The organism is Mycobacterium sp. 23 (assembly GCF_048287075.1).
In the GTDB taxonomy this organism is placed as follows: Bacteria; Actinomycetota; Actinomycetes; order Mycobacteriales; family Mycobacteriaceae; genus Mycobacterium; species Mycobacterium gordonae_B.
In genome coordinates, this window is record NZ_JBLVUX010000005.1 from 3,817,569 (window position 1) to 3,836,690 (window position 19,122).

A 19,122-nucleotide genomic window follows, 5' to 3' on the forward strand; every position below is an offset into this window, starting at 1 on the left:
GTGATCTAGGACATAGACTTCCCGCTTGTGACGACCCCGTCGAACCCTTCGGGCGACGAACGACGGAGACTCTCGCACCAGCTACAGATGCGAGGTCAGTATCTCGGCCGCAGGCAGGCGCGACGGCTCAGCCGAAGCTTCGCGCAAGTCGGCGTGCACGTCCCGCCGAAGCGCCTGCAACAGTTGGTGACCGGAACAACCGTGGCTGACCGGGAGTTGACCGACGTCAACTTCGCCCTGATCGCTACTCAGTACCTCCGGGAGAAGAAGGCCGCCAGAACGACGCACCTACAGCGCCGGTGCCGGCACGCGGTCATCTGCGCCGGCCTGATACTCGTGGCCCTCAACTTCCTGTTCTGCATCGCCTATCTCTTCTTCACCCTGACTCTGCACGCCGCGCCGATGTGAGGCCGGGGGCGGCGAATTGTCTTATCTGACGGCCGTGCCGGAGTTGCTGGCCGCCGCGGCAACGAATATGGCCCGCATCGGCACGGCGCTGGACGCCGCGAACGCGGCAGGGCCGGCGGCTCACGTGCTGGCAGCCGGTGCCGACGAGGTGTCTGCCGCGGTGGCGGCGGCGTTCAGCCGCAACGCTCAGGCGTATCGATTGGCCAGCGCCCAGCTGTCCGTCTTTCACGAACAGTTCGTGCAGACACTCAATGCCGCAGGAGGCAGTTACGCCGCCGCGGAGTCGACGAACATCGCCGCGTTGCTGCAGGGCGCGCCACAAGCCCTGCTCGACGCTGTCAATGCGCCCGCCCAGGCGGCCACCGGCCGACCACTGATCGGGAACGGAGCCGACGGCGCCCCAGGAACCGGTCAGGCCGGTGGGGCGGGCGGGCTGTTGTTCGGCAACGGCGGCAACGGCGGCTCTGGCGGACCCGGCCAGTTCGGCGGTCGCGGTGGTTCCGCGGGATTCATCGGCAATGGCGGCAACGGCGGTCAGGGCGGCGCCAGCACCGCAATCAACAAGATCGCGCCGCCCGGTGGCAACGGCGGATCCGGCGGATGGTTGTTCGGTAACGGCGGGGCCGGCGGACAAGGCGGACTGGGCGCTGCCAACATGACCGGCGGCTGGGGCGGCCAGGGCGGCAGCGCCGGGTGGTTCGGCAACGGCGGAGCCGGCGGCGCCGGCGCCTTCGGTCCCGCGGGCGGTGGTGACGGCGGCAACGGCGGCAACGGCGGCCAGTTCTTCGGCAGCGGTGGAGCCGGCGGCGACGGTTTCGGATCCAGCACGTCCTTGCGCGGCGGGGTCGGCGGTGACGGCGGTGATGGCGGGCAGTTCGGCAACGGTGGCCGGGGTGGCCAGGGCGGGGAAGCCTCCGTCGCCAACGGGTCGGGCGGAGCCGGCGGCAGCGGCGGCAGCGCGCAGTTCGTCGGCGACGGTGGCGACGGCGGCGCCGGCGGCACCGGTTTCGACCCCGCGCACGGCGGCGCGGGCGGCAGCGGCGGCCAATATCTCGGCCGCGCCGGAGCGCAGGGCGCGGACGGACTCGGCCCGTAGAGCTACCCGCCGAGACGGGTAGAACTACGCAGGCGCCGCCCCGCGCCGAGCGGCGAAGCTGCTTGAATGACCATTTTGATGGGCTTTCCCAGCCCCACCGAACTGGATGCGCGCACCCCCTCCGACCGTGATCGCGCTATCGACGTCATCCGTATCACCGCCCTGATCGGCGTGGTGACCGGCCATACCGTGATGGCCGTCAGCATCATCCGAGGAGGTGTGCTGATCTGGGACAACCTGCTCACCACGTCGGTGGTGTTCCAGGCACTGACCTGGATCTTCCAGATCATGCCGCTGTTCTTCTTCGCCGGCACCGCCGCATGCGTGACGTCCTGGCAGCCCGGTAGTAGCTGGGGCGCCTGGTTGATGAAGCGCTGCACGAGGCTGTTCCGGCCGGTGTTCTACTACTTGGCATTCTGGGCAGTCACCCTGATGGCGCTCTATCCCGTTCTGCCCCAACATGTTTACGAGCCGGTCGCCGGGATCAGCATCCAATTGCTCTGGTTCCTGGGCGTTTACGTGCTGGTGTTGGCCGCGATGCCGGTGTTGGCGCGGATCACCACACCGGCCCGGCTGGCGGCCGGGGTCATCGGGGTCTACACCCTGGCTGCCGTCATTGACGCCGCCCGATTGCGCTGGGCGGTGGCGCCACTCGGCTACCTCAATATGGCGGTCTGGCTGATTCCCGGCATGTTCGGTGTGGCCTACCGCCGGGGGCTGCTCACCGGACGTGCGGCACTGGCCACGGCCGCGGCGATGCTGGCGGTCAATATCGCGCTGCTGACCTGGGGACCCTACGAGCTGAGCCTGGTCGGCATCGAGGGCATGCGCCTGCCCAACATGAGCCCCCCGTCACTGTTGCTCTCCGGGCACGCGATTGTGTTGAGCGCGTTGGCCATCGCCGCGGCACCGGCGATCAACCGGTGGGCGCGGCGGCCGCGGGTGTGGTGGTTCACGGCGATCGGCAACTCCGGCGCGATGACCCTGTACCTGTGGCACATGCCGGCACTGCTGGCCGTGCACGTGCTCTTCGACAGCTTCGGGCACCCGCGCTACCCGGGCCGGCCCGACTTTCTCGCCGTCACGTTCGAGCAGCTCTTCATCATGATCGGGGTGGTGGCAGTGCTGTTCGTGGCGCTGCGCCCGCTGGAGAACAACCCGCTGCCCGGTTGGGACGGCGCCCCCGCGGCCCCGTCGGTCCGGCGCAGCAGCGCCGGCGGTGCACTGCTGTGCGTGGCAGGCGCGGCGCTGCTCGCCGCGGTTAAGTGGGGACTCAAGGACGACGGCCTGATCTGCGTCGCGGTGATGCTCGCCGCGTTGCTGGCCGCCCGGCTGCTGACCGTCCAACTGCCGGTGGTCGGCATCACCGGTCGCCTTCGGAAGCCGGGGCGTCCAGCAGCAGCTGCAGCGTCGCGCGCAATTCGCCGAGCCGGCGCTGCCCAAGTTTCTGCTCCCAGCTCGCCTCTAATTCGGATGCGGTAGAACGCATCACGCGAAGCGTCTGACGACCGCGCGGAGTGAGCTCGATGATTCTGGTGCGCGCGTCGTGGGGGTTCGGCCCACGGGTCACATAGCCGTGGCGCTCCAGTGCCGTGACGGCCTGGGCGACCGCCTGGCGACTCACCCCCAGCCGCTCGGCCAGATCCGAGGCGTGCAGTCCGCCGGTCGCCAACGGCACCAGCGCGACTGCCTGCGCCGGCCGAATCCCGTCGAGCCCGGCGACCGCGAATGCGTGCTTGAGCCGTGGGCCGCCGGCAGCCGCCAACCGTTGCACCAGGGCGGGCACCGTGGGTTCCCACTTTGCGTCCTGACGTCGCATGACTGCAGAGTCTGCCATCAGATTGAATTTTGACAAGCTTCTTGTCAATCTCGATTCAGGCTGTCACGATGGGCTGATGGCATCTCGATCCGCCCGCGCCGGCATCGTTGTCCTCATCGCGACCCTGGCCGTCCTGCTGGGTGGTTGTTTCGGCGGTGGCCACGCCGTCGGATCGCCGGAGCACCCGGCCATCCCGGTGGGCAAGTCCTCGCAGAGCATCGAGTGGGCCGGCGCCTCCCGAACGTTCAACGTGTACCGGCCGCAAGGGTTGACGGGTGCCGCGCCGTTGGTGGTGATGCTGCACGGTGGTTTCGGTAATGGCGCCCAGGCCGAAGGTTCGTACCACTGGGACGCCGAGGCCGACAAAGGTCATTTCCTGGTGGCCTACCCGGATGGCCAGGGCCGCGCCTGGAACGCCGGTTCGTGCTGCGGCAATCCGTCCGAAACGAATCTCGACGACGTCGGATTCATCAGCGCTGTGGTCACCACTATCGAGCGCCAGACGTCCGTGGACGCGGCGCGCGTCTACGCCACCGGAATGTCGAACGGCGCCATGATGGCACTGCGGATGGCGTGCCAGACCGACCTGTTCGCGGCGATCGCACCGGTGGCAGGCACCCTGGTCACCGATTGCTCGCGGGCGCACCCCACCTCGGTACTACAGATCCACGGCACCGCCGATGCGAGTGTCCCCTATCAAGGCGGTCCTGGAAAGGCGTTGAAAGCCAACGGGACTCCGCGGGTCGACGGACCACCGGTGCCGACTGTGACTGCTGCCTGGCGCACGATCGACAGCTGCGCGGCACCGACCTCGACCACCAGCGGCGCGGTCACCACCGAGACGGCCGCGTGCCCCGAGGGACGCACCGTCGAGTTGATCTCGGTGGCTGACGCCGGCCACCAGTGGCCCGGCGGAGTCCGCGGGCCCATCTTGGAACGGTTGGGGCTTCCGCAACCGTCCACCGCGCTGGACGCCACCGACACCATCTGGCAGTTCTTCAGTCAGCACCACCGCTAAGCGGTTCGCGACGTTTGGCCGGCCACAGTGCCATTCGGTCGATGATCCGGTCGCGCAAGACAAAGGTGTGGAAGAGAACCGCGCTGACATGTGCGGTGAAGGCCAGAAAGAGCAGCAGGGCGAAGACTCCGTGCGCCTGGCGCAGCACCGCGTAGACGTCGATGTCGGGTGGCGCGATGCCGGGCAGGTGAAACGGGCCCAGCGACACAATCGGGTTGCGTGCCGCCGACAGCATCGCCCACCCGGTCAGCGGCTGAACGAACAGCAACCCGTACAACAGATACTCCGAATACGAGGCGATGCGGCGTTCGGCGGGGCCCATGGTGGCCAGGAACGGCGGCAGGGTGTGGGTCCACCGGTTGATCAGGCGGATCACCGCGAAGATCAGGATCAGCACACCCAGCGGGCGGTGGATGGCCAGCAGCAACGGGTAGAGGCTCAGCGACGCGACCATCGTCACCCCGATGAGCAGTTGGGCGATCACCATGGGCGCCATCAGCCAGTGCAGAATCCGTGACGGGAGAGCGAAACGTGGTGCCGCGGCTTTCTTCTCGGCCATCAGACGCGAACTTCGCTGGGCGACTTCGGTTCTCCGGCGCGCCGGGTGAAGGAGCGCGCGTACACGCCGGCCCGGGCCTTGGGAATCGGATCATCCGACAGAGCCATGCCGTCCGGCAGTACGGTCGGGTCGAAGTTGATATCCCTGGCGTTGCCGGGCGCTTCGGTCTGTACCGCGGTGATGGTGATGGTGCCGGCATCGATGGTGCGGCGCGTCGCGGGCCAGGGCCTGGTCGCGTCGTCGGTGGGATCGCCGGGCTCACCGACGGTCAGGACCAGGCGCCAGCGCACCGGTCGCTGCGCCACCGTGCGGATGAGTTCGTCGAACAGGTAGTCCTTGTCGGTCGGCGGGGGCGTGGCGGCCGGGCCGCCGTTGTCGAGCGGAATCACGGACCACCGCACCGCAACGGTTGCACCCGACTCGCTGGTGAAGCGAAAAGCATTGAGCCCGTTGAACGTACTGTCGGCAAAACCTGCGCTGGGCGGTGACTGCCTGATGATCTTCATCGCCGCCGCGGTTTCCGGATGGCGCTGCAGAAACGCGGCCATGAGCTGCGGGTCCGGTTTCCCGGTGTCGGGTTGCGGTTTGCCGGCCAGCAGCCGCTCGTAGAACCCCTGCGGCGTGCTGTCGGTGAAGACGGGGAGGTTGATCATGGCGGTGCGCCACTGCTGGCCGTCCGAAGTCTGCAACAACAGGCCCAGACCACGGACGGTATCGGCTTTGTCGGGCTGATCGGGTAGCCCGCCGCCCAGCGAGAACCGGCCGATCACCGGTACCGTGCCGCGCCTGAACACCGTCGCCCGGCAGATGCTCACACCCGACCCGTTGCTCTCGAAAGTGCCGGTGGCACTGAGCCCTTTGGCGTGGTTACGGCGAAAGCCGTTGTGGTGGCCGTAAATATCCTCGAAACGATCGGTCAACCGTCCAGGGGTCAGCGTGTCGAGCCGCAGCCAGCCACCGGCGTAGGCGAACGTGCCGACGTCCACCGCGGCGAACCCGGCCACCGCGCCCATCCCCAGCAGCGCCCCTCGCCGGCTCAGCGCGGAGCGCCCCCGGGACTCGTCGTCGTCGCGCGGTTCCATTCCGCCGTCCTCTCTGAGCTGTCCCGACACAGTCTCAGGGATCGGTGCTCACACCGCACCACGAAGCGCCGCCGCGATCCGTTCAACCGGTAATTCAGTCGCTGCCCAGCGCGCGGTGTTCGATCAGGTCCCGCAGCCCGCCGGTTCCCAGCCGCTCCCGAAACGCCGGCGCCGTGTAGCCCACGACGGTCGCCGCGGTGCGGGCACGCGCGGTGGCCGAGCGCGGCAGGTGGAACAGCACCCCGATCTCACCGAAGTAGTCTCCGGGTCCGACCACCTTGAACAGTTCCTCGCCGCCGTCGGCCATTTCGTGCACGATCTCGATCTCGCCCTCACTCACCACGTAGATCAGCTCGCCCATCGTGCTCTGTTCGAACAACACCTCGCCGGCCGCCAGCTCTACCGTTTCCGGTTCCCGGTCGGACTCGGCGAAGTCGGGCGTCAGCTCGACGACGCGGTCGGCCAGTGGAAGCATTCGGCTGTCGTGGGTTGCCACCACCACTACCCGGTCACCGTCGGCAAGTTCGCGGATCAGCCGGAGCACCTCCTCGACCTGAATGAAATCGAGGTGAGCGGTGGGTTCGTCCGCCAGGATCAAAGGCGGATCCAGGGCGATCGCGCGGGCGACGGCGACGCGTTGCTGCTGCCCGCCACTGAGGTCACCGGGGCGGTGCTTCATCCGGTCACCGAGGTTGACGCGCTCCAGCAACTCCACGGCACGCTTGCGCGAAGCGGCCCGGGACATCCCGGCCGCGCGCATCGGCACCATCACGTTCTCCAGTGCGGTGAGGCTCGGTACCAGGTTGAACGCTTGAAAGACGATGCCGACCTTGTCCCGCCGGTACTTCGCCAGCGCCGCGCCGTCGAGGGTCGTGATGTCCAGATCGTCGAACTTGATCGCCCCGGACTTGGGCCGCAGAATGCCGCCCAGGCAGGACAGGAGTGTCGTCTTCCCGCACCCGCTCGGTCCGAGCAGGATCACCAGCGACCCGGACGCCACATCGAGGTTCAACCCGTTGATCGGTCGCAGGGCATAGCCGCCGCTGTAGTACTCGACGACCAGGTTCTGAATGCTCAGATCACCCACCGGTCAGGGACCTCCGAACGCGAGAGCGGGATCAATGGCCACCACCCGTCTCAGCCCGGCGAGGCTGGCCAGCAGGCCGATGACGATCGCGACGACCGGAAGTAGCAGGTAGGCGAGTGACGGCACTGCGACGACCATCGGGAACAACGGCGCCAACAGCTTGGAAAGGATAACGCCTACCCCCGCGGCCAGTAGTGAGACGATCAGCGCCTGTAGCGCCAGCCCGGCCAGGATCGACCGCGTCGGTGTGCCGATCGCCTTGAACACCGCGAAGTCGCGCACCCGCTCGAGCGCGGACAGGTACACCACCGATCCGACGATCAGCACCGCCACGATCCACAGCAGGATCGCCACGATCGTGATCGAGTTCACCGCCACCTTCAACGGCCGGATCAGGTCCTTGACGGCGCCGTCGCGGTCGAAAGTGCGGTAGCCGTCCGGGAGTGCCCGCGGGGTGCCGTCGACGCCGATCGAGGTGACCATGGGCTGTCCGTTGTAGGCGACCTGCTGCAGGCCCTCGGTGGTCAGGAAGATATTGGGGATTTTCGCCAGCGCCGTCGAGTTGGGCACGATGCCGACGATCTTCAAGGTGTGCGCACCCACCTGAATGGTGTCGCCGAGGTGGCGGCCCAAGACGCTGGAGGCGGCGACCTCGTCGGGCCGGGACGGCGCCCGGCCTTCCGAAACCTGTGGCATACCGGGTCCGTGCTCGGGCGCCCCGAAGGCCGTGACGTTCCGGGTCGACGAGCCCTCTCTCATGATCGTCCCGACGCAACCCAGCGGCGCCGCCGCCGAAACTCCGGCCTCGCCTCTCACCCTGGCCAGATCGACGTCGGGGAACGGGGTCGACCCCAGGAAAGGTCCGGCCGAGCCGTCCTTCACCACGAAAGCATCGACCCCCAGCGAATCGACGGTGTTACGGGCCTCCACGGTGAAACCATTCGCCAGCCCGCTCATCACGAGCGTCATCCCGAAGATCAGTCCGGTGCTGACAATGGCGATAACGAGGCGTCGCTTCCGCCATTGCATATCGCGCAGGGCAGCAAAGAGCATCCCCAGACGCTACCAACGTGCACAAGCCCCGGGAGCGGGGTTCGTCATACAACGGGTGGGTGGCGTCATGGACCGGCCCACCAGTGCCGATGGCCGTCCGGGCGCGGCCGGCCCGCGGCGCGATTCGGGCCTTTTTGCCGCGTGACCTAGAATTGACAGCGGTTAACTGCCGTCGTGCCGCTTTTGCCGGCGCAGGATCCGGCGGTGTTCGGCGGGTTGAAGCAACAGCCCCGGTTTTGCGTGGTTGTCTGAAAAGTAGCGTTTTCCCGCAAGGATGGATTTGAGATACAGCATGGTCGATCAACCCGGCGATTCAGTGAATCGAGCCCCATTCGAAGTCGAACAGTACGAGACGGACGGTGCCGTGGTGCTCGCCGTCTCGGGCGAAGTGGACATGCTCAGCGCTCCGGCGCTGGCCGAGGCGATACACACGGCACTGGCTCCCAACCCGGCGGCGTTGATCGTCGACCTCACCAAGGTCGAGTTCCTGGCCTCTGCGGGGCTGAGCGTCCTGGTCAACGGGCAGGCCGAGGTGGCGCCGCCGACGCGCTTCGCGGTGGTGGCCGACGGCCCGGCCACCAGCCGTCCGATCAAACTGATGGGTATCGACAGCCTGCTGTCGTTACACCGCACCCTGGATAACGCGCTGAGCTGGATCGCCGGTGCTTGAACCTGCCTGTACCCGGGAGGGCAGGACACGCTGACCGTCGGCCCTCTCATGACGCCTCTCGACGACCGGTCCCGCTTTGTCCGTATGCGGGTGGTTGCGGATGCGCTCAACGCTCACCGGATCCGAGTCGAGTTCCGCAACTGGCTCGACCGGCACTTCACGCTGGGCGCCGAGCGGTTCAGCGACCTGGTGCTGGCGGTCAGCGAGGCCCTGGCAAACGCCGCCGAATTCGCGTATCGGGACACCCCGGATGCCGGGACGATGGACGTCAGCGCGGCTTATGACGCCAAATCGGACACCCTGGCCGTCACGGTCCAGGATCGGGGCCGGTGGCGCCAGCGCGCGGGGACACGAGACCTGACCCGGGGCCGCGGGATCCCACTGATGCGCGTCCTGGCCGACGAAGCGGACATTCACGGCACGCCGCACGGCACTCAGGTCACGCTGACGTGGAAGCGCCTGACCGCGCCCGCTCGCTGACACTCGAGATTTGGTCCGGATTCATTGACTGAGGCGGGTGCGACGCCTAACGTCGCTATATACGCTACGCGTCGTAGCGTAATGAGCAATCTTTGGTTCCCGCCTCGGAGGCCCCCATGTTCGATCTGAAAATCACCGGTGGCACCGTCGTGGACGGCACCGGTGCGCAGCGCTATCGCGCCGACATCGGCATCAAGGACGGCAAGATCGTCGAAGTTGAGCGCCGCGACGCCGACGGTCCCGGGCTCGCCGGTGCGGCCGCGGAAACCATCGATGCGACGGGGCACGTTGTCGCGCCCGGCTTCGTCGACATCCACACCCACTACGACGGCCAGGTCAGCTGGGACAGCCTGCTGGAGCCGTCGAGCGGGCACGGTGTCACAACGGTGGTCACCGGCAACTGCGGGGTCGGCTTCGCCCCCGTCCGGCCCGGCACCGAGGACTGGCTGATCAGGCTGATGGAGGGTGTCGAAGATATCCCCGGCACCGCGCTCACCGAGGGCATCACCTGGGGCTGGGAGACCTACCCCGAGTACCTCGAGACGATCGGCAAGCAGCGGTTCGCCGTCGACGTCGGCAGCCAGGTCGCCCACGGCGCCGTCCGCGCCTATGCGATGGGCGAGCGGGGCGCCCGCAACGAGCCGGCCACCCCTGAAGACATCGAGGCGATGGGCAGGCTGGTCCGGGAGGCGGTGGAGGCCGGCGCGCTCGGGTTCTCGACGTCGCGCACGCTCGCGCATGTGGCGATGGACGGCGAACCCGTGCCCGGCACCTTCGCCGCCGAAGAGGAGCTGTTCGGACTGGGCCGCGCGATGGCCGCCGGAGGCCAGGCGGTGTTCGAGCTGGCGCCGCAAGGGGCGGCGGGTGAGGACATCGTCGGGCCCAAGAAGGAACTGGCCTGGATGCGCCGGCTGAGCCGGGAGATCGACCGGCCGGTGTCCTTCGCTTTGATCCAGGTCGACGCCGACCCGAACCTCTGGCGCGAGCAGTTGGACGTCTCGGCGGCCGCGCACGCTGAAGGCAGTCGGTTACACCCGCAGATCGCGGCGCGACCGTTCGGGATGATGATCGGGTTCCAGGGCCACCACGGCTTCACCCACCGGCCGACATACCGCAGGCTCAAAGCCGAATGCAGCCGCGAAGAGCTTGCTCAGCGGCTGGCCGATCCCGCGGTGAAGGCCGCGATCCTGTCCGAAGACGACCTACCGCTGGACCCGAGCGTGTTGTTCGACGGCATGTTCGCGATGGTGCAGCACTCGCTCGGACGACTGTATGCGCTCGGCAACCCGCCGGACTACGAGCCCACCCCCGACCGCACGGTCGCCGCCATCGCTTCCGCGCGCGGCGAGGATCCGCTGTCCACGCTGTACGACCTGATGCTCGAAGGCGACGCGACGGCGATGCTGATGTTGCCGCTGTTCAACTACGCCGAAGGCAATCACGACGCGATCCGCGAGATGATGCTGCATCCCGCCGGAGTGCTGGGTCTTTCCGACGGGGGTGCCCACTGCGGGATGATCTGCGACGCTTCATATCCCACCTTCCTGTTGACGCACTGGGCCCGGGACCGCAGCCGCGGCGAGAAGCTCTCGCTGGAGTACGTGATCCGCAAGCAGTCGCGTGATACCGCCCATCTGTTCGGTCTCACCGATCGCGGCACCATCGAGCCGGGCAAGAAGGCCGACCTCAATGTCATCGATCTGGACGCCCTGACCCTGCACCCCGCGGCCATGGCCTATGACCTGCCGGCCGGTGGGCGCCGAATCTTGCAGGGCGCCAGCGGATATGCGGCCACGATCGTCAGTGGCACGGTGACTCGCCGCAAGGACGTCGACACCGGCGCCCGTCCGGGCCGCCTGGTACGCGGGGCGCGTTAAGCTGCCTTCGTGAAAACACGCCTTGTCCACGCCGGCGCGAAGGCCCCCGCCCGTGCCGGAGAGGACGCGATCGGCACCCCGCCGCCCTCGCCCACCCGGGTGCCGGCCGAGCGGTATTACTCCCCCGCGTTCGCCGCGCTGGAGGTCGAACGGATGTGGCCAAAGGTGTGGCAGGTGGCCTGCATGCTCGACCACGTGGCCGAACCTGGTGACTACTTCGAATACCGTTGCGGCCCATACGGTGTGTTGATCGTCCGCGGCGACGACGGCGAGCTGCGCGCGTTTCAGAACGCCTGTCGCCATCGCGGCAACTCGCTGTGCGTGGGTTCGGGTTCGGAGCTGCGCGAACTCAAGTGCGGCTACCACGGCTGGACCTGGGATCTGGCCGGCACGCTCAAGCGGGTGCCCGGCCGTAAAGGGTTCGGCGCGCTGCGGATGTCCGATTTCCCCTTGATCCCGGCCCGAGTGGACGTCTTTGGAGGCATGGTCTTCGTCAACCTCGATCTCGAGGCGATGCCGCTCGTCGAATACCTGGATGAGATTCCACGGGACATCGCCTGGTGCCGAATCGACGATTTCCGCTGCTACGCAACGCTGACCGTGGAGGTCGAGGCGAACTGGAAGACGATCGCGGACGGTTACAGCGAGACGTACCACATCCAGACCCTGCACCCCGAACTGTTGCGCTGTGTAGACGATGTTCATGCGCCACAACAGATCTGGCGACATGCGGGTAAGTCCGATCAGCCGTACGGAGTGCAGAGCCCCCGCTTCGACGGTGCGCTGAGCGATGAAGAAGTCTGGGACGCTTACGTTTACACTCAGGGCGCCCTGATGGGCGCGGCTGAGGGCACACCGTTTCCCGCCGCCGAGCGCGAGCCCGGACAGACCGTCGCCGACCTGATCGCGGCCCGCACCCGGGCGTTTGCCGCCGGGCGCGGGGTCAATCTGGACTGGGCCGACACCGACCGTGTCACCCGCCTGCACCAGTACAACGTGTTCCCCAACATGACGTTTCTGGTCAACGCCGACCACCTGACCATCATGACGTCCCGGCCCGGGGCCGACCCCGATCACGGTGAGCTGACCATGTTCCTGATGACGCGGATGGCGCCGGGAGCCGGCCGCAACAAGCCGACCGACGTCCGGATCTCAGCCGCGGACGCCGAACCCGGCATCGTGCTCACCCAGGACATCCGGGTGCTTCCGGGCCTGCAGCGCGGCCTGCACCAGCCCGGCTTCACCCACCTGGTGCTGTCCAACGAAGAGCGCCGGGTGATCAACATGCACCGCAACCTGGAGCGCTATCTCGATCTGCCCGAATCCGAGCGGATGACCGGCGGCGACACCGGCCGCCTGCGATGACGGCCGCCCGGGTGCGCAAATTCGCCGGCCTGTCCGACATCGGCCGGATCCGCGCCACCAATCAGGACAGCTGGGGCGCCTATCCGGAGCAGTCACTGTTCATCGTGGCCGACGGCGTGGCGTGCAGCACCGACGGCGCCCTGGCGGCCGCGTTGGTGGTGGAGTTGCTGCCGACGTATGTGAGCCGGCATCTCAAACCCGATGACCTCGACGGCGGAGCCGCCGCCGACCTGTTGGGCCGCGCCATCGTCGAATACTGTGACGATTTCCGGGCTTTCGCGGCCACCGACGACCGCGCCGCCGGCGCGAACACCACGGTGGTGGCCATCCTGGTCGCGGACAGGCGGGCACTGGTCGGCCACCTGGGTGACAGCCGGGCATATCTCTTCCGCGAACAAGAATTGCAGCAGATCACGCGGGACCACAGCGTGATTCAGGACATGATCGACGCCGGCGAGGTCTCGATCGAGGAAGCCGAGCGCCACCCCGCGCGGGCGATTCTCACCCGGCATGTGGCGATGTTCCCGCAAGCCCTACCGGACGCGGCGGCGGTGGATGTGCGCCCGGGTGACCGGCTGCTGCTGTCCAGCGACGGGCTGCACGGCGTCATCGACGACGCTTCGCTGGCGCAGATCCTGGATTCTCATCCGGAGCCGGCCGACGCATGCAAGGCACTGATCGAAGCGGCCCTGCAGGCGGGCGGCCCGGACAACGTCACCGCGGTCGTCGTCGATATCGATGACGCAGACGAAGGGGCGCCCGCCGATGCCTGAGCGCTTCGACGAATCAGCCGACGTGCTGGTGGTGGGTTTCGGCGCGGCGGGTACCTGCGCGGCCATCGCCGCCCGTGAGAACGGGGCCGACGTGCTGGCGCTGGATCGCGCCAACGGTGGCGGGTCGACCGCCGTATCCGGCGGCATCGTCTACGCCGGTGGCGGCACCTGGGTGCAGGAGCAGGCGGGTGTGAGCGACAGCTACGAGCAGATGCTGACGTATCTCCGCCTCGAAGTCGGCGACGCCGTAAGCCCGCAAACCCTGGAGTCATTCGTGGCGGGTAGCCCCGAAATGATCCGTTGGCTCAGCGATTACGGCGTGCCGTTCGATTCCACGGTGTGCCCGTACAAGACGTCGTACCCCAACAATCACTACTATCTGTACCACTCTGGCAGTGAGAACGCCGGTGCGTTCCGCGCCGTTACGCCACCCGTGCAACGCGGACACCGTGTGAAGGGCAAGGGCACCTCGGGCAAGAAGATGTATGAGCCGCTGGCCAAATCGGCCCTGGGCCTCGGGGTTCGGTTCCAGCCGCACACCCAGGTCGACCGGCTTATCCAGGACCCCGCCGGCCGGGTGATCGGGGTGCAGGCCACGACGATGCGCCACGCGCCGCCGCGCATCCAGAAGCGCTATTCGAGACTGGCCGGACTGTCGACCAAGCCGGGCATCTACTACCCGCCGTTGCGCGCGCAGATGGAACGGCAGTTGCGCAATCTCGAGCGGCGCTACGCCCGACCGGTGCGGATTCAGGCGCGGCGCGGGGTGATCATCTGCGCCGGCGGTTACATGGCCAACACAGAATGGGTCAAACGCTTTGCGCCCCAATACTTAGGCGGACTTCAGCTCGGCACCAGCGGTGACGATGGCAGCGGTATCGCGATGGCGCAGCGCGCCGGCGCTGTCACCGAGCGGATGGACAACGTGTCGGCATGGCGATTCATCACGCCCCCAAGTGCTTTCATCAGTGCAATAATCGTCGACGAGCAGGGTCAGCGCGTGATCGACGAGAGTCGCTACGGCGCGGCAGTCGGCTACCAGTTGGTGCGGCACCACCAAGGCAAGGGCTGGCTCGTTGCCGACGCGTCGCTGATGAAAGAGGCGCGTCAGCAAATGATCAAGCAGCCGTTGTGGTTTCAGCGCGCCCAGTCGGCGGCGCTGATGTTCTTCGACTCGGTCAAGGGCGCCTCCCTGCGGGAGGTCGCACGGCGGGCCGGCATTGACGCCGATGGTCTGGTCGCCACCGTGCAGGCGCACAACAGTGCCATCGACAGCGGTGCCGCGGACCCGGTCGGCAAGCCGGCGGACTTCGTCCGCCGGATCAGCAAGCCGCCCTTCACGCTGCTGAACATCTCGATCCGGCCAAACCTGCTCAACCCGACACCGATGCTGACCTTGGGCGGCATCCGCGTCGACGAAGGCACCGGCGCCGTTCTCGACGAAGCCGGTTCGCCGATTCCCGGCCTGTACAGCGCGGGACGCACCGCGTCGGGCATCTGCTCCAACTCCTACGTCAGCGGGCTCTCGCTGGCCGACTGCGTGTACGCCGGTCGGCGTGCCGGCAAGCATGCCGCTACCGTTCAGGTTTAAAGGACAGAATCTTTCCGAGGCACACGCTACGCAGATATGTGTTCGGCGTGATGTATTCATAGTCAAATTTCGGCGGAACAATGCCGCGCAGCCGGGATATTGATTGCCTGCCCGCATGACTCTGCGATATCCAGTGGACGAATTTGTAGTGCAAAAATCAAAAATGTGCGGAGCGGAACAATTTAATCCGGATCAAGACATGCAAGTCCCACGTGAGACAGATACGTTTTCTTAAATCTATTCAGTGGCCTCTCGGCTCTAACGGCAGAGCGCCATGCTCGGACGGTATTTGCAGGCCAAAGGACCGGACTGCGCCAGCAGAGCGACGCGGTGAGTACCACGACGCGACTGCGCGAAACGCGTTCGCGATACACAGCTGCTTAATAACACCGATGCAATTAGCGGTATCGCATGTTATCCGTCAGCCGAAATGAACCCATTGCGGCTCCGATAACAACAGTTTCATAAACAAAGTTATTCGGACCCTAGGAATTATTCACCGTGCGGCATACGGTTCGGAACAACCGTCTGGCGGTGAGCACACTGCAGCCCAAAAAAGGGAGATACTTCCGTGAAAGTGGTTCGACTAATTCAAATGTCGGTCGTGGCGGGCGCCGCCCTTTGCGCAACCACACTCGCCACCAGTCCCAGTGTCCGGGCCCTCCCATTTATCGCCGGCGGTCCGGCCTGTGTTGAGCAGCCGGCCCCGGTCGCTGCGCCCGTCGTGCTGCCCGGGCCAGTGGTGGCCGGTGCGGTGCCTGTTCCGATCGCCGGGGCAGTTCCTCTGGTAGTGCCTGTCGTCGGCGCGGCTGGTGCGGGCGGAGCCGCAGCTGCCGCTGGCGGCGCGGCTGGTGCGGGCGGAGCCGGGGCTGCAGCTGGCGGCGGCGGTGCTGTGGGTCCTGCTGGTGCGGGTGGCGCGGTTGGCGGAGGCACGGCCGCAGGGGCGGCCGCAGGCTCACCCGGTGGCGGAATCGCGGCGGGTGGCGGTGCGGCAACGACGGTGGGGCAAGTCGGTACGGCGGATCCGGCACCCGGCGGGGGCCCGGCCCCCACCGGCAAGGGTGGGCCGGTGCCACCCATAGGTGCCGCGGTCGCCGACCCGGTAGTCCTACCCGGTCCGGTGCCCGCGGTGGTGCCATTGGCAGTGCCGGCCGCCGTACCGCTGGCGGTTCCACTACCAGGTGCGGTAGGGGCCGGCGGCGCCGCAGCCGCAGCGTGCGCGGTTGCCGGGGGTGCTGCCGCAGCCGGAGGTGCTGCCGCAGCCGGAGGCGCTGCCGCAGCCGGAGGTCCTGCCGCAGCCGGAGGCGCTGTCGCGGCAGGAGGCGCTGCCGGAGAACCCACCGGTGAAGGCAGTGTGGTCGGCGGCGCCGGCGGCCCGGGTCCTCGCGGTCAATGACGACGCAAATCATGTCCCTCGCGATCAAGGCAGGCACACCAGTGACGACTCACGGCGGTCCGAAGTTTCCCCGCGTCCGTAACGGTTACGAGCAGACTGCGGTGGATGAGTTCCTCTGGTTAGAGGCCCATTCGAAGCAGTCGCTACTCAACGACAACCAGCTACTGCGCGATCAGTTGTCCGAAGCACACAAGGAGATCGTTGCACTCAAGACGGAAGTCGCCACCTTGTACGACGTGTCGACGTCTCCACAGGCAGTGGCCCAACGGATCTCGAAATTGCTGCTCACGACGGTCGACGAAGTAGCGAAAATGCAAAGCGCTGCCGCTGACGAGGCGGCCGCACTGGTGAACAACGCGCAAGCCGCTGCCGAGGCACTGCTCAGCGAAGCCCATGCCGACGCGGCGAACATCGTCGTCGCGGCCCGCGCCGAGGCTGACAGGCTACTGGCTGAAGCCGGCGCTTCCGCGTCGCAGCTTCTTCTCGACGCCGAGCGCGAGGCCGCAATGGTTACGGGTCAACACATTTCCACCCTTCAGCAGCTCGCAGCGGTACACCGCAACCTCGCTAACGTTCCGGCGGTTCTCGAGTCGGCATACCGGCGACGAAGCGTTGCCCAGGCGCCGCCCGACAAACCAAACAACGCGAGCCCGGATGACGACGGCGGACCCGTTCCTGAGCGCCGTCCGAATGGTGCTGCACGGCAGTTTTTTTCAGATGAATCGGGGACTCCGGCAACACGCTCCTCGCGCCCGGGCAACGCAGAATCGCATCTCTGAGTCGCTGGCCCCGCCGCCAGTGCGGTCCCGCCGATCAACGGACGGATCGCTGAATCACCAAACCCACACTGGCAGCGACCAAATCAGGTTGGTGAACCTGGATGAAGTGGTCGCTGCCGGTCGCCGAGATCCGCGGGGTCTGCGGGCGCAACGCGGCCAGGTCGGCGGCGCCGTCGCGCCAGGCTTGCTCCAATTTCTCGCCCTCCTCAACGGGGAGGTCGGGCGGAATGATGAAGGGCTCCGTCCTGGTCAGCACGGCAGCCGGAACTGGTGGCAGCGCCGGTGCCGCGAGGACCTGCGCGACACTGCGATCGATGTCGACGATTTCGAAGGACGGCGAATGAGTGAACTGCGGCAGTGGTCCGTCCAGCGCCCGCCGGTAGGCCGGCCAATCGGATCCCAGCAAGTCCGGGATCTCGGCCGCGAACGCGTCGACGAAGACCAATCCGCGCACCTGCTCGGGGTAGGTCTGCGCATACAGCCGAATGAACAGCCCGCCCAGCGAGTGACCGACCAGCACGTAGGGGCCCGGCAGGTGCGCGGCCTCCAGCAGCGAATGCAAATCGCTGACCACGTCGCTCGCCGTGCGCGGCATCGGTACCGCTGAGCTGCGATCGGAGAGGGTGGGCGGGTCGGAGTTGTTGCGCAAAGTCCCGGGCCGGTCGTAGGCGCAAACCCGGTGAGAGCCGGCCAGCGCGGGCAACACCGCGGGTCCCCTGGCAGGCTCGCCGGCGTCGGATTGACTCCACGGGTCCGACGAATTGTGGTAGCCGGATTCCAGAATGACGGTCGGAGCGCCGCGGCCACGGCATTGCAGGTACAGATGCCGGCCATTGCCGATGTCCACCGGCCCGGCGAATTCGCCGCTGGAGGCTGCCCCGGCGCGGGCCGGCCGCCGGGCGCCACCGTGCCGCAGCCGACCAGCGCCGCCGCGGCGATGGACGTCAACAGGATGATGTTCCGCAACGCCTGCATCGACCCATTCTGTCGGGTCTAGACGTCGTAGTTGACCCCGGTGAGCTCCTCCGACACCGCCCACAGCCGGCGCTGCAGTTCCACATCGTGCGACTGTGCGCTGGAGGCAACGAGTTTCGGGTAACCGCGGACTTCCTGGAACCCGTCGGGTCCGTAGTACTGGCCGCCCTGGACGGCAGGGTCGGTGGCGGCTCGCAGCGTCGGCAGCGCGCCGAGCTCGGCGGGCTGGAACAACGGCTTGCCCAGCCGTGCGATCAACGTGGGCAGGTGCCGGGTCAACTCGGTGTCGGAGACGCCCGGATGCGCCGCCGCTGCGATGGTGGTGCCGTGCGGGGCCAGGCGGCGCTGCAGTTCGTACGTGAAGAGCAGGTTCGCGAGCTTGGACTGTCCGTACGCGCCGACCCGGCTATAGCTGCGCTCCCACTGCAGGTCGTCGAAATGGATCGCGGCGCGGATGCGGTGCCCGACGCTGCTGACCGTCACCACACGCGACTCCGGGACCGGCAGCAGCCGGTCGAGCAGCAGCCCGGTCAACGCGAAGTGGCCCAGATGATTTGTGCCGAACTGCATTTCGAAACCGTCTGCCGTAGTCGACTTGGGCGGGTACATGACGCCGGCGTTGTTGATCAGCAGGTCGATACCGTCGTGGGTGGCACGCAGTTGCGCCGCGGCCTCGCGCACGGACGCCAGTGAGCCGAGGTCGAGCTCTTGAAGCTGGACGTCGGCACTCGGCGTCGCGGCCGTGATCCGGTCGACGGCCTGCTTGCCCTTTTCCAGGTTGCGGACCGCAAGGACCACGCGTGCGCCGTGGGCGGCGAGCGCGGCAGCAGTTTCCAAGCCGAGGCCGGTGTTAGCGCCGGTGACCACCGCCGTTCGGCCGGTCTGGTCAGGAATGTCGTCAGCGGTCCATTTCGTCACGGGGAACTCCTAGCTAGAGCAGTTGACTCTGCGGTGAGGGCGGCAAAGTGCGGGTTAGCACAACCCTCTGCGCAGGATCATCGCGTAAGGTATTCAGTAAACGGGGCGAGCGCTCCGCTTTTCACTACTATACGGAACGCACGCCCCGTTTTGTCAACCGTTGGTGTCAGGGAGGT

At 67.2% G+C, this 19,122-nt stretch carries 18 protein-coding genes and 1 pseudogene; 12 read left to right on the plus strand and 7 right to left on the minus strand.

Features of this window, described 5'->3' with window-relative positions:
* Window positions 1-27 precede the first annotated feature (27 nt).
* The 3 genes and pseudogenes from ACNQS7_RS18875 to ACNQS7_RS18885 all read left to right on the plus strand — a co-directional run bounded on the left by ACNQS7_RS18875 (window position 28) and on the right by ACNQS7_RS18885 (window position 2,986).
* A complete protein-coding gene (locus ACNQS7_RS18875) occupies window positions 28-408 on the plus strand; it encodes a hypothetical protein (protein WP_418013726.1) in 381 nt (126 codons plus the stop codon).
* A 16-nt stretch (window positions 409-424) separates the two neighbouring features.
* Window positions 425-1,492, plus strand: a pseudogene (locus ACNQS7_RS18880) (PE family protein); the annotation flags it as partial.
* A 78-nt stretch (window positions 1,493-1,570) separates the two neighbouring features.
* The gene (locus tag ACNQS7_RS18885; RefSeq protein WP_418013727.1) at window positions 1,571-2,986 is read left to right on the plus strand and encodes an acyltransferase family protein; all 1,416 of its coding nucleotides are present in this window, start codon (window positions 1,571-1,573) and stop codon (window positions 2,984-2,986) included.
* Here ACNQS7_RS18885 and ACNQS7_RS18890 read toward each other — a convergent pair.
* Window positions 2,868-3,323 (minus strand): MarR family winged helix-turn-helix transcriptional regulator, encoded by a 456-nt coding sequence (locus tag ACNQS7_RS18890; protein WP_418016058.1) that lies wholly within the window; start codon window positions 3,321-3,323, stop codon window positions 2,868-2,870. The two genes, ACNQS7_RS18885 and ACNQS7_RS18890, sit on opposite strands and share 119 nt — an antisense overlap.
* A 76-nt stretch (window positions 3,324-3,399) precedes the next feature.
* On the opposite strand from ACNQS7_RS18890, the gene ACNQS7_RS18895 reads away from it, so the two are divergent.
* Complete coding sequence (locus ACNQS7_RS18895; RefSeq protein WP_418013728.1) at window positions 3,400-4,341, plus strand: alpha/beta hydrolase family esterase; 942 nt, start codon at window positions 3,400-3,402, stop codon at window positions 4,339-4,341.
* Here ACNQS7_RS18895 and ACNQS7_RS18900 read toward each other — a convergent pair.
* The 4 genes from ACNQS7_RS18900 to ACNQS7_RS18915 form a co-directional block, all read right to left on the minus strand.
* Window positions 4,322-4,900, minus strand: coding sequence for a cytochrome b (locus ACNQS7_RS18900; RefSeq protein ID WP_418013729.1), 579 nt, complete (start codon window positions 4,898-4,900; stop codon window positions 4,322-4,324). The genes ACNQS7_RS18895 and ACNQS7_RS18900 overlap by 20 nt on opposite strands.
* Window positions 4,900-5,982: a catalase family peroxidase gene (locus ACNQS7_RS18905; RefSeq protein WP_418013730.1), complete on the minus strand. Its 1,083-nt coding sequence runs from the start codon at window positions 5,980-5,982 to the stop codon at window positions 4,900-4,902. The genes ACNQS7_RS18900 and ACNQS7_RS18905 overlap by 1 nt, the downstream gene beginning before the upstream one ends.
* Window positions 5,983-6,076: 94 nt before the next feature.
* On the minus strand, window positions 6,077-7,069 hold the full coding sequence (locus ACNQS7_RS18910) for an ATP-binding cassette domain-containing protein (protein WP_418013731.1): 993 nt from the start codon (window positions 7,067-7,069) through the stop codon (window positions 6,077-6,079).
* A 3-nt stretch (window positions 7,070-7,072) separates the two neighbouring features.
* Entirely contained in the window at window positions 7,073-8,122 is a 1,050-nt protein-coding gene (locus ACNQS7_RS18915; protein WP_418013732.1) for an ABC transporter permease, read from the minus strand.
* A 292-nt stretch (window positions 8,123-8,414) separates the two neighbouring features.
* Here ACNQS7_RS18915 and ACNQS7_RS18920 point away from each other — a divergent pair, with 292 nt between their 5' ends.
* The 8 genes from ACNQS7_RS18920 (at window position 8,415) to ACNQS7_RS18955 (ending at window position 17,053) form a co-directional block, all read left to right on the plus strand.
* Window positions 8,415-8,792 (plus strand): STAS domain-containing protein, encoded by a 378-nt coding sequence (locus ACNQS7_RS18920; RefSeq protein ID WP_418013733.1) that lies wholly within the window; start codon window positions 8,415-8,417, stop codon window positions 8,790-8,792.
* Window positions 8,793-8,840: 48 nt separating this feature from the next.
* The gene (locus ACNQS7_RS18925) at window positions 8,841-9,272 is read left to right on the plus strand and encodes an ATP-binding protein (protein WP_418013734.1); all 432 of its coding nucleotides are present in this window, start codon (window positions 8,841-8,843) and stop codon (window positions 9,270-9,272) included.
* 116 nt (window positions 9,273-9,388) lie between these two features.
* Window positions 9,389-11,149 (plus strand): N-acyl-D-amino-acid deacylase family protein, encoded by a 1,761-nt coding sequence (locus ACNQS7_RS18930; protein ID WP_418013735.1) that lies wholly within the window; start codon window positions 9,389-9,391, stop codon window positions 11,147-11,149.
* Window positions 11,150-11,158: 9 nt separating this feature from the next.
* Window positions 11,159-12,514 carry an aromatic ring-hydroxylating oxygenase subunit alpha gene (locus ACNQS7_RS18935; protein ID WP_418013736.1) on the plus strand — a complete coding sequence of 452 codons (1,356 nt, stop codon included), beginning with the start codon at window positions 11,159-11,161 and terminating at the stop codon, window positions 12,512-12,514.
* A complete protein-coding gene (locus ACNQS7_RS18940) occupies window positions 12,511-13,287 on the plus strand; it encodes a PP2C family protein-serine/threonine phosphatase (protein WP_418013737.1) in 777 nt (258 codons plus the stop codon). The genes ACNQS7_RS18935 and ACNQS7_RS18940 overlap by 4 nt, the downstream gene beginning before the upstream one ends.
* Entirely contained in the window at window positions 13,280-14,878 is a 1,599-nt protein-coding gene (locus ACNQS7_RS18945) for an FAD-binding protein (RefSeq protein WP_418013738.1), read from the plus strand. The genes ACNQS7_RS18940 and ACNQS7_RS18945 overlap by 8 nt, the downstream gene beginning before the upstream one ends.
* A gap of 595 nt (window positions 14,879-15,473) precedes the next feature.
* The gene (locus ACNQS7_RS18950) at window positions 15,474-16,274 is read left to right on the plus strand and encodes a hypothetical protein (RefSeq protein ID WP_418013739.1); all 801 of its coding nucleotides are present in this window, start codon (window positions 15,474-15,476) and stop codon (window positions 16,272-16,274) included.
* Window positions 16,271-17,053: a DivIVA domain-containing protein gene (locus tag ACNQS7_RS18955; RefSeq protein WP_418013740.1), complete on the plus strand. Its 783-nt coding sequence runs from the start codon at window positions 16,271-16,273 to the stop codon at window positions 17,051-17,053. The genes ACNQS7_RS18950 and ACNQS7_RS18955 overlap by 4 nt, the downstream gene beginning before the upstream one ends.
* A gap of 34 nt (window positions 17,054-17,087) precedes the next feature.
* On the opposite strand, the gene ACNQS7_RS18960 is transcribed toward ACNQS7_RS18955, so the two are convergent.
* Window positions 17,088-17,900: an alpha/beta fold hydrolase gene (locus ACNQS7_RS18960; protein ID WP_418013741.1), complete on the minus strand. Its 813-nt coding sequence runs from the start codon at window positions 17,898-17,900 to the stop codon at window positions 17,088-17,090.
* A 146-nt stretch (window positions 17,901-18,046) separates the two neighbouring features.
* Window positions 18,047-18,946: an SDR family NAD(P)-dependent oxidoreductase gene (locus tag ACNQS7_RS18965; protein WP_418013742.1), complete on the minus strand. Its 900-nt coding sequence runs from the start codon at window positions 18,944-18,946 to the stop codon at window positions 18,047-18,049.
* Between the last annotated feature and the right edge of the window lie 176 nt (window positions 18,947-19,122).

Bases quoted from the DNA above. Each gene is read 5' to 3' on its own strand.
- ACNQS7_RS18915 (WP_418013732.1), bottom strand. From the start codon at position 8,122: ATGCTCTTTGCTGCCCTGCGCGATATGCAATGGCGGAAGCGACGCCTC.
- ACNQS7_RS18925 (WP_418013734.1), top strand. From the start codon at position 8,841: ATGACGCCTCTCGACGACCGGTCCCGCTTTGTCCGTATGCGGGTGGTT.
- ACNQS7_RS18885 (WP_418013727.1), top strand. From the start codon at position 1,571: ATGACCATTTTGATGGGCTTTCCCAGCCCCACCGAACTGGATGCGCGC.
- ACNQS7_RS18890 (WP_418016058.1), bottom strand. From the start codon at position 3,323: ATGCGACGTCAGGACGCAAAGTGGGAACCCACGGTGCCCGCCCTGGTG.
- ACNQS7_RS18940 (WP_418013737.1), top strand. From the start codon at position 12,511: ATGACGGCCGCCCGGGTGCGCAAATTCGCCGGCCTGTCCGACATCGGC.
- ACNQS7_RS18945 (WP_418013738.1), top strand. From the start codon at position 13,280: ATGCCTGAGCGCTTCGACGAATCAGCCGACGTGCTGGTGGTGGGTTTC.
- ACNQS7_RS18920 (WP_418013733.1), top strand. From the start codon at position 8,415: ATGGTCGATCAACCCGGCGATTCAGTGAATCGAGCCCCATTCGAAGTC.
- ACNQS7_RS18930 (WP_418013735.1), top strand. From the start codon at position 9,389: ATGTTCGATCTGAAAATCACCGGTGGCACCGTCGTGGACGGCACCGGT.
- ACNQS7_RS18950 (WP_418013739.1), top strand. From the start codon at position 15,474: ATGTCGGTCGTGGCGGGCGCCGCCCTTTGCGCAACCACACTCGCCACC.
- ACNQS7_RS18905 (WP_418013730.1), bottom strand. From the start codon at position 5,982: ATGGAACCGCGCGACGACGACGAGTCCCGGGGGCGCTCCGCGCTGAGC.
- ACNQS7_RS18955 (WP_418013740.1), top strand. From the start codon at position 16,271: ATGACGACGCAAATCATGTCCCTCGCGATCAAGGCAGGCACACCAGTG.
- ACNQS7_RS18895 (WP_418013728.1), top strand. From the start codon at position 3,400: ATGGCATCTCGATCCGCCCGCGCCGGCATCGTTGTCCTCATCGCGACC.
- ACNQS7_RS18900 (WP_418013729.1), bottom strand. From the start codon at position 4,900: ATGGCCGAGAAGAAAGCCGCGGCACCACGTTTCGCTCTCCCGTCACGG.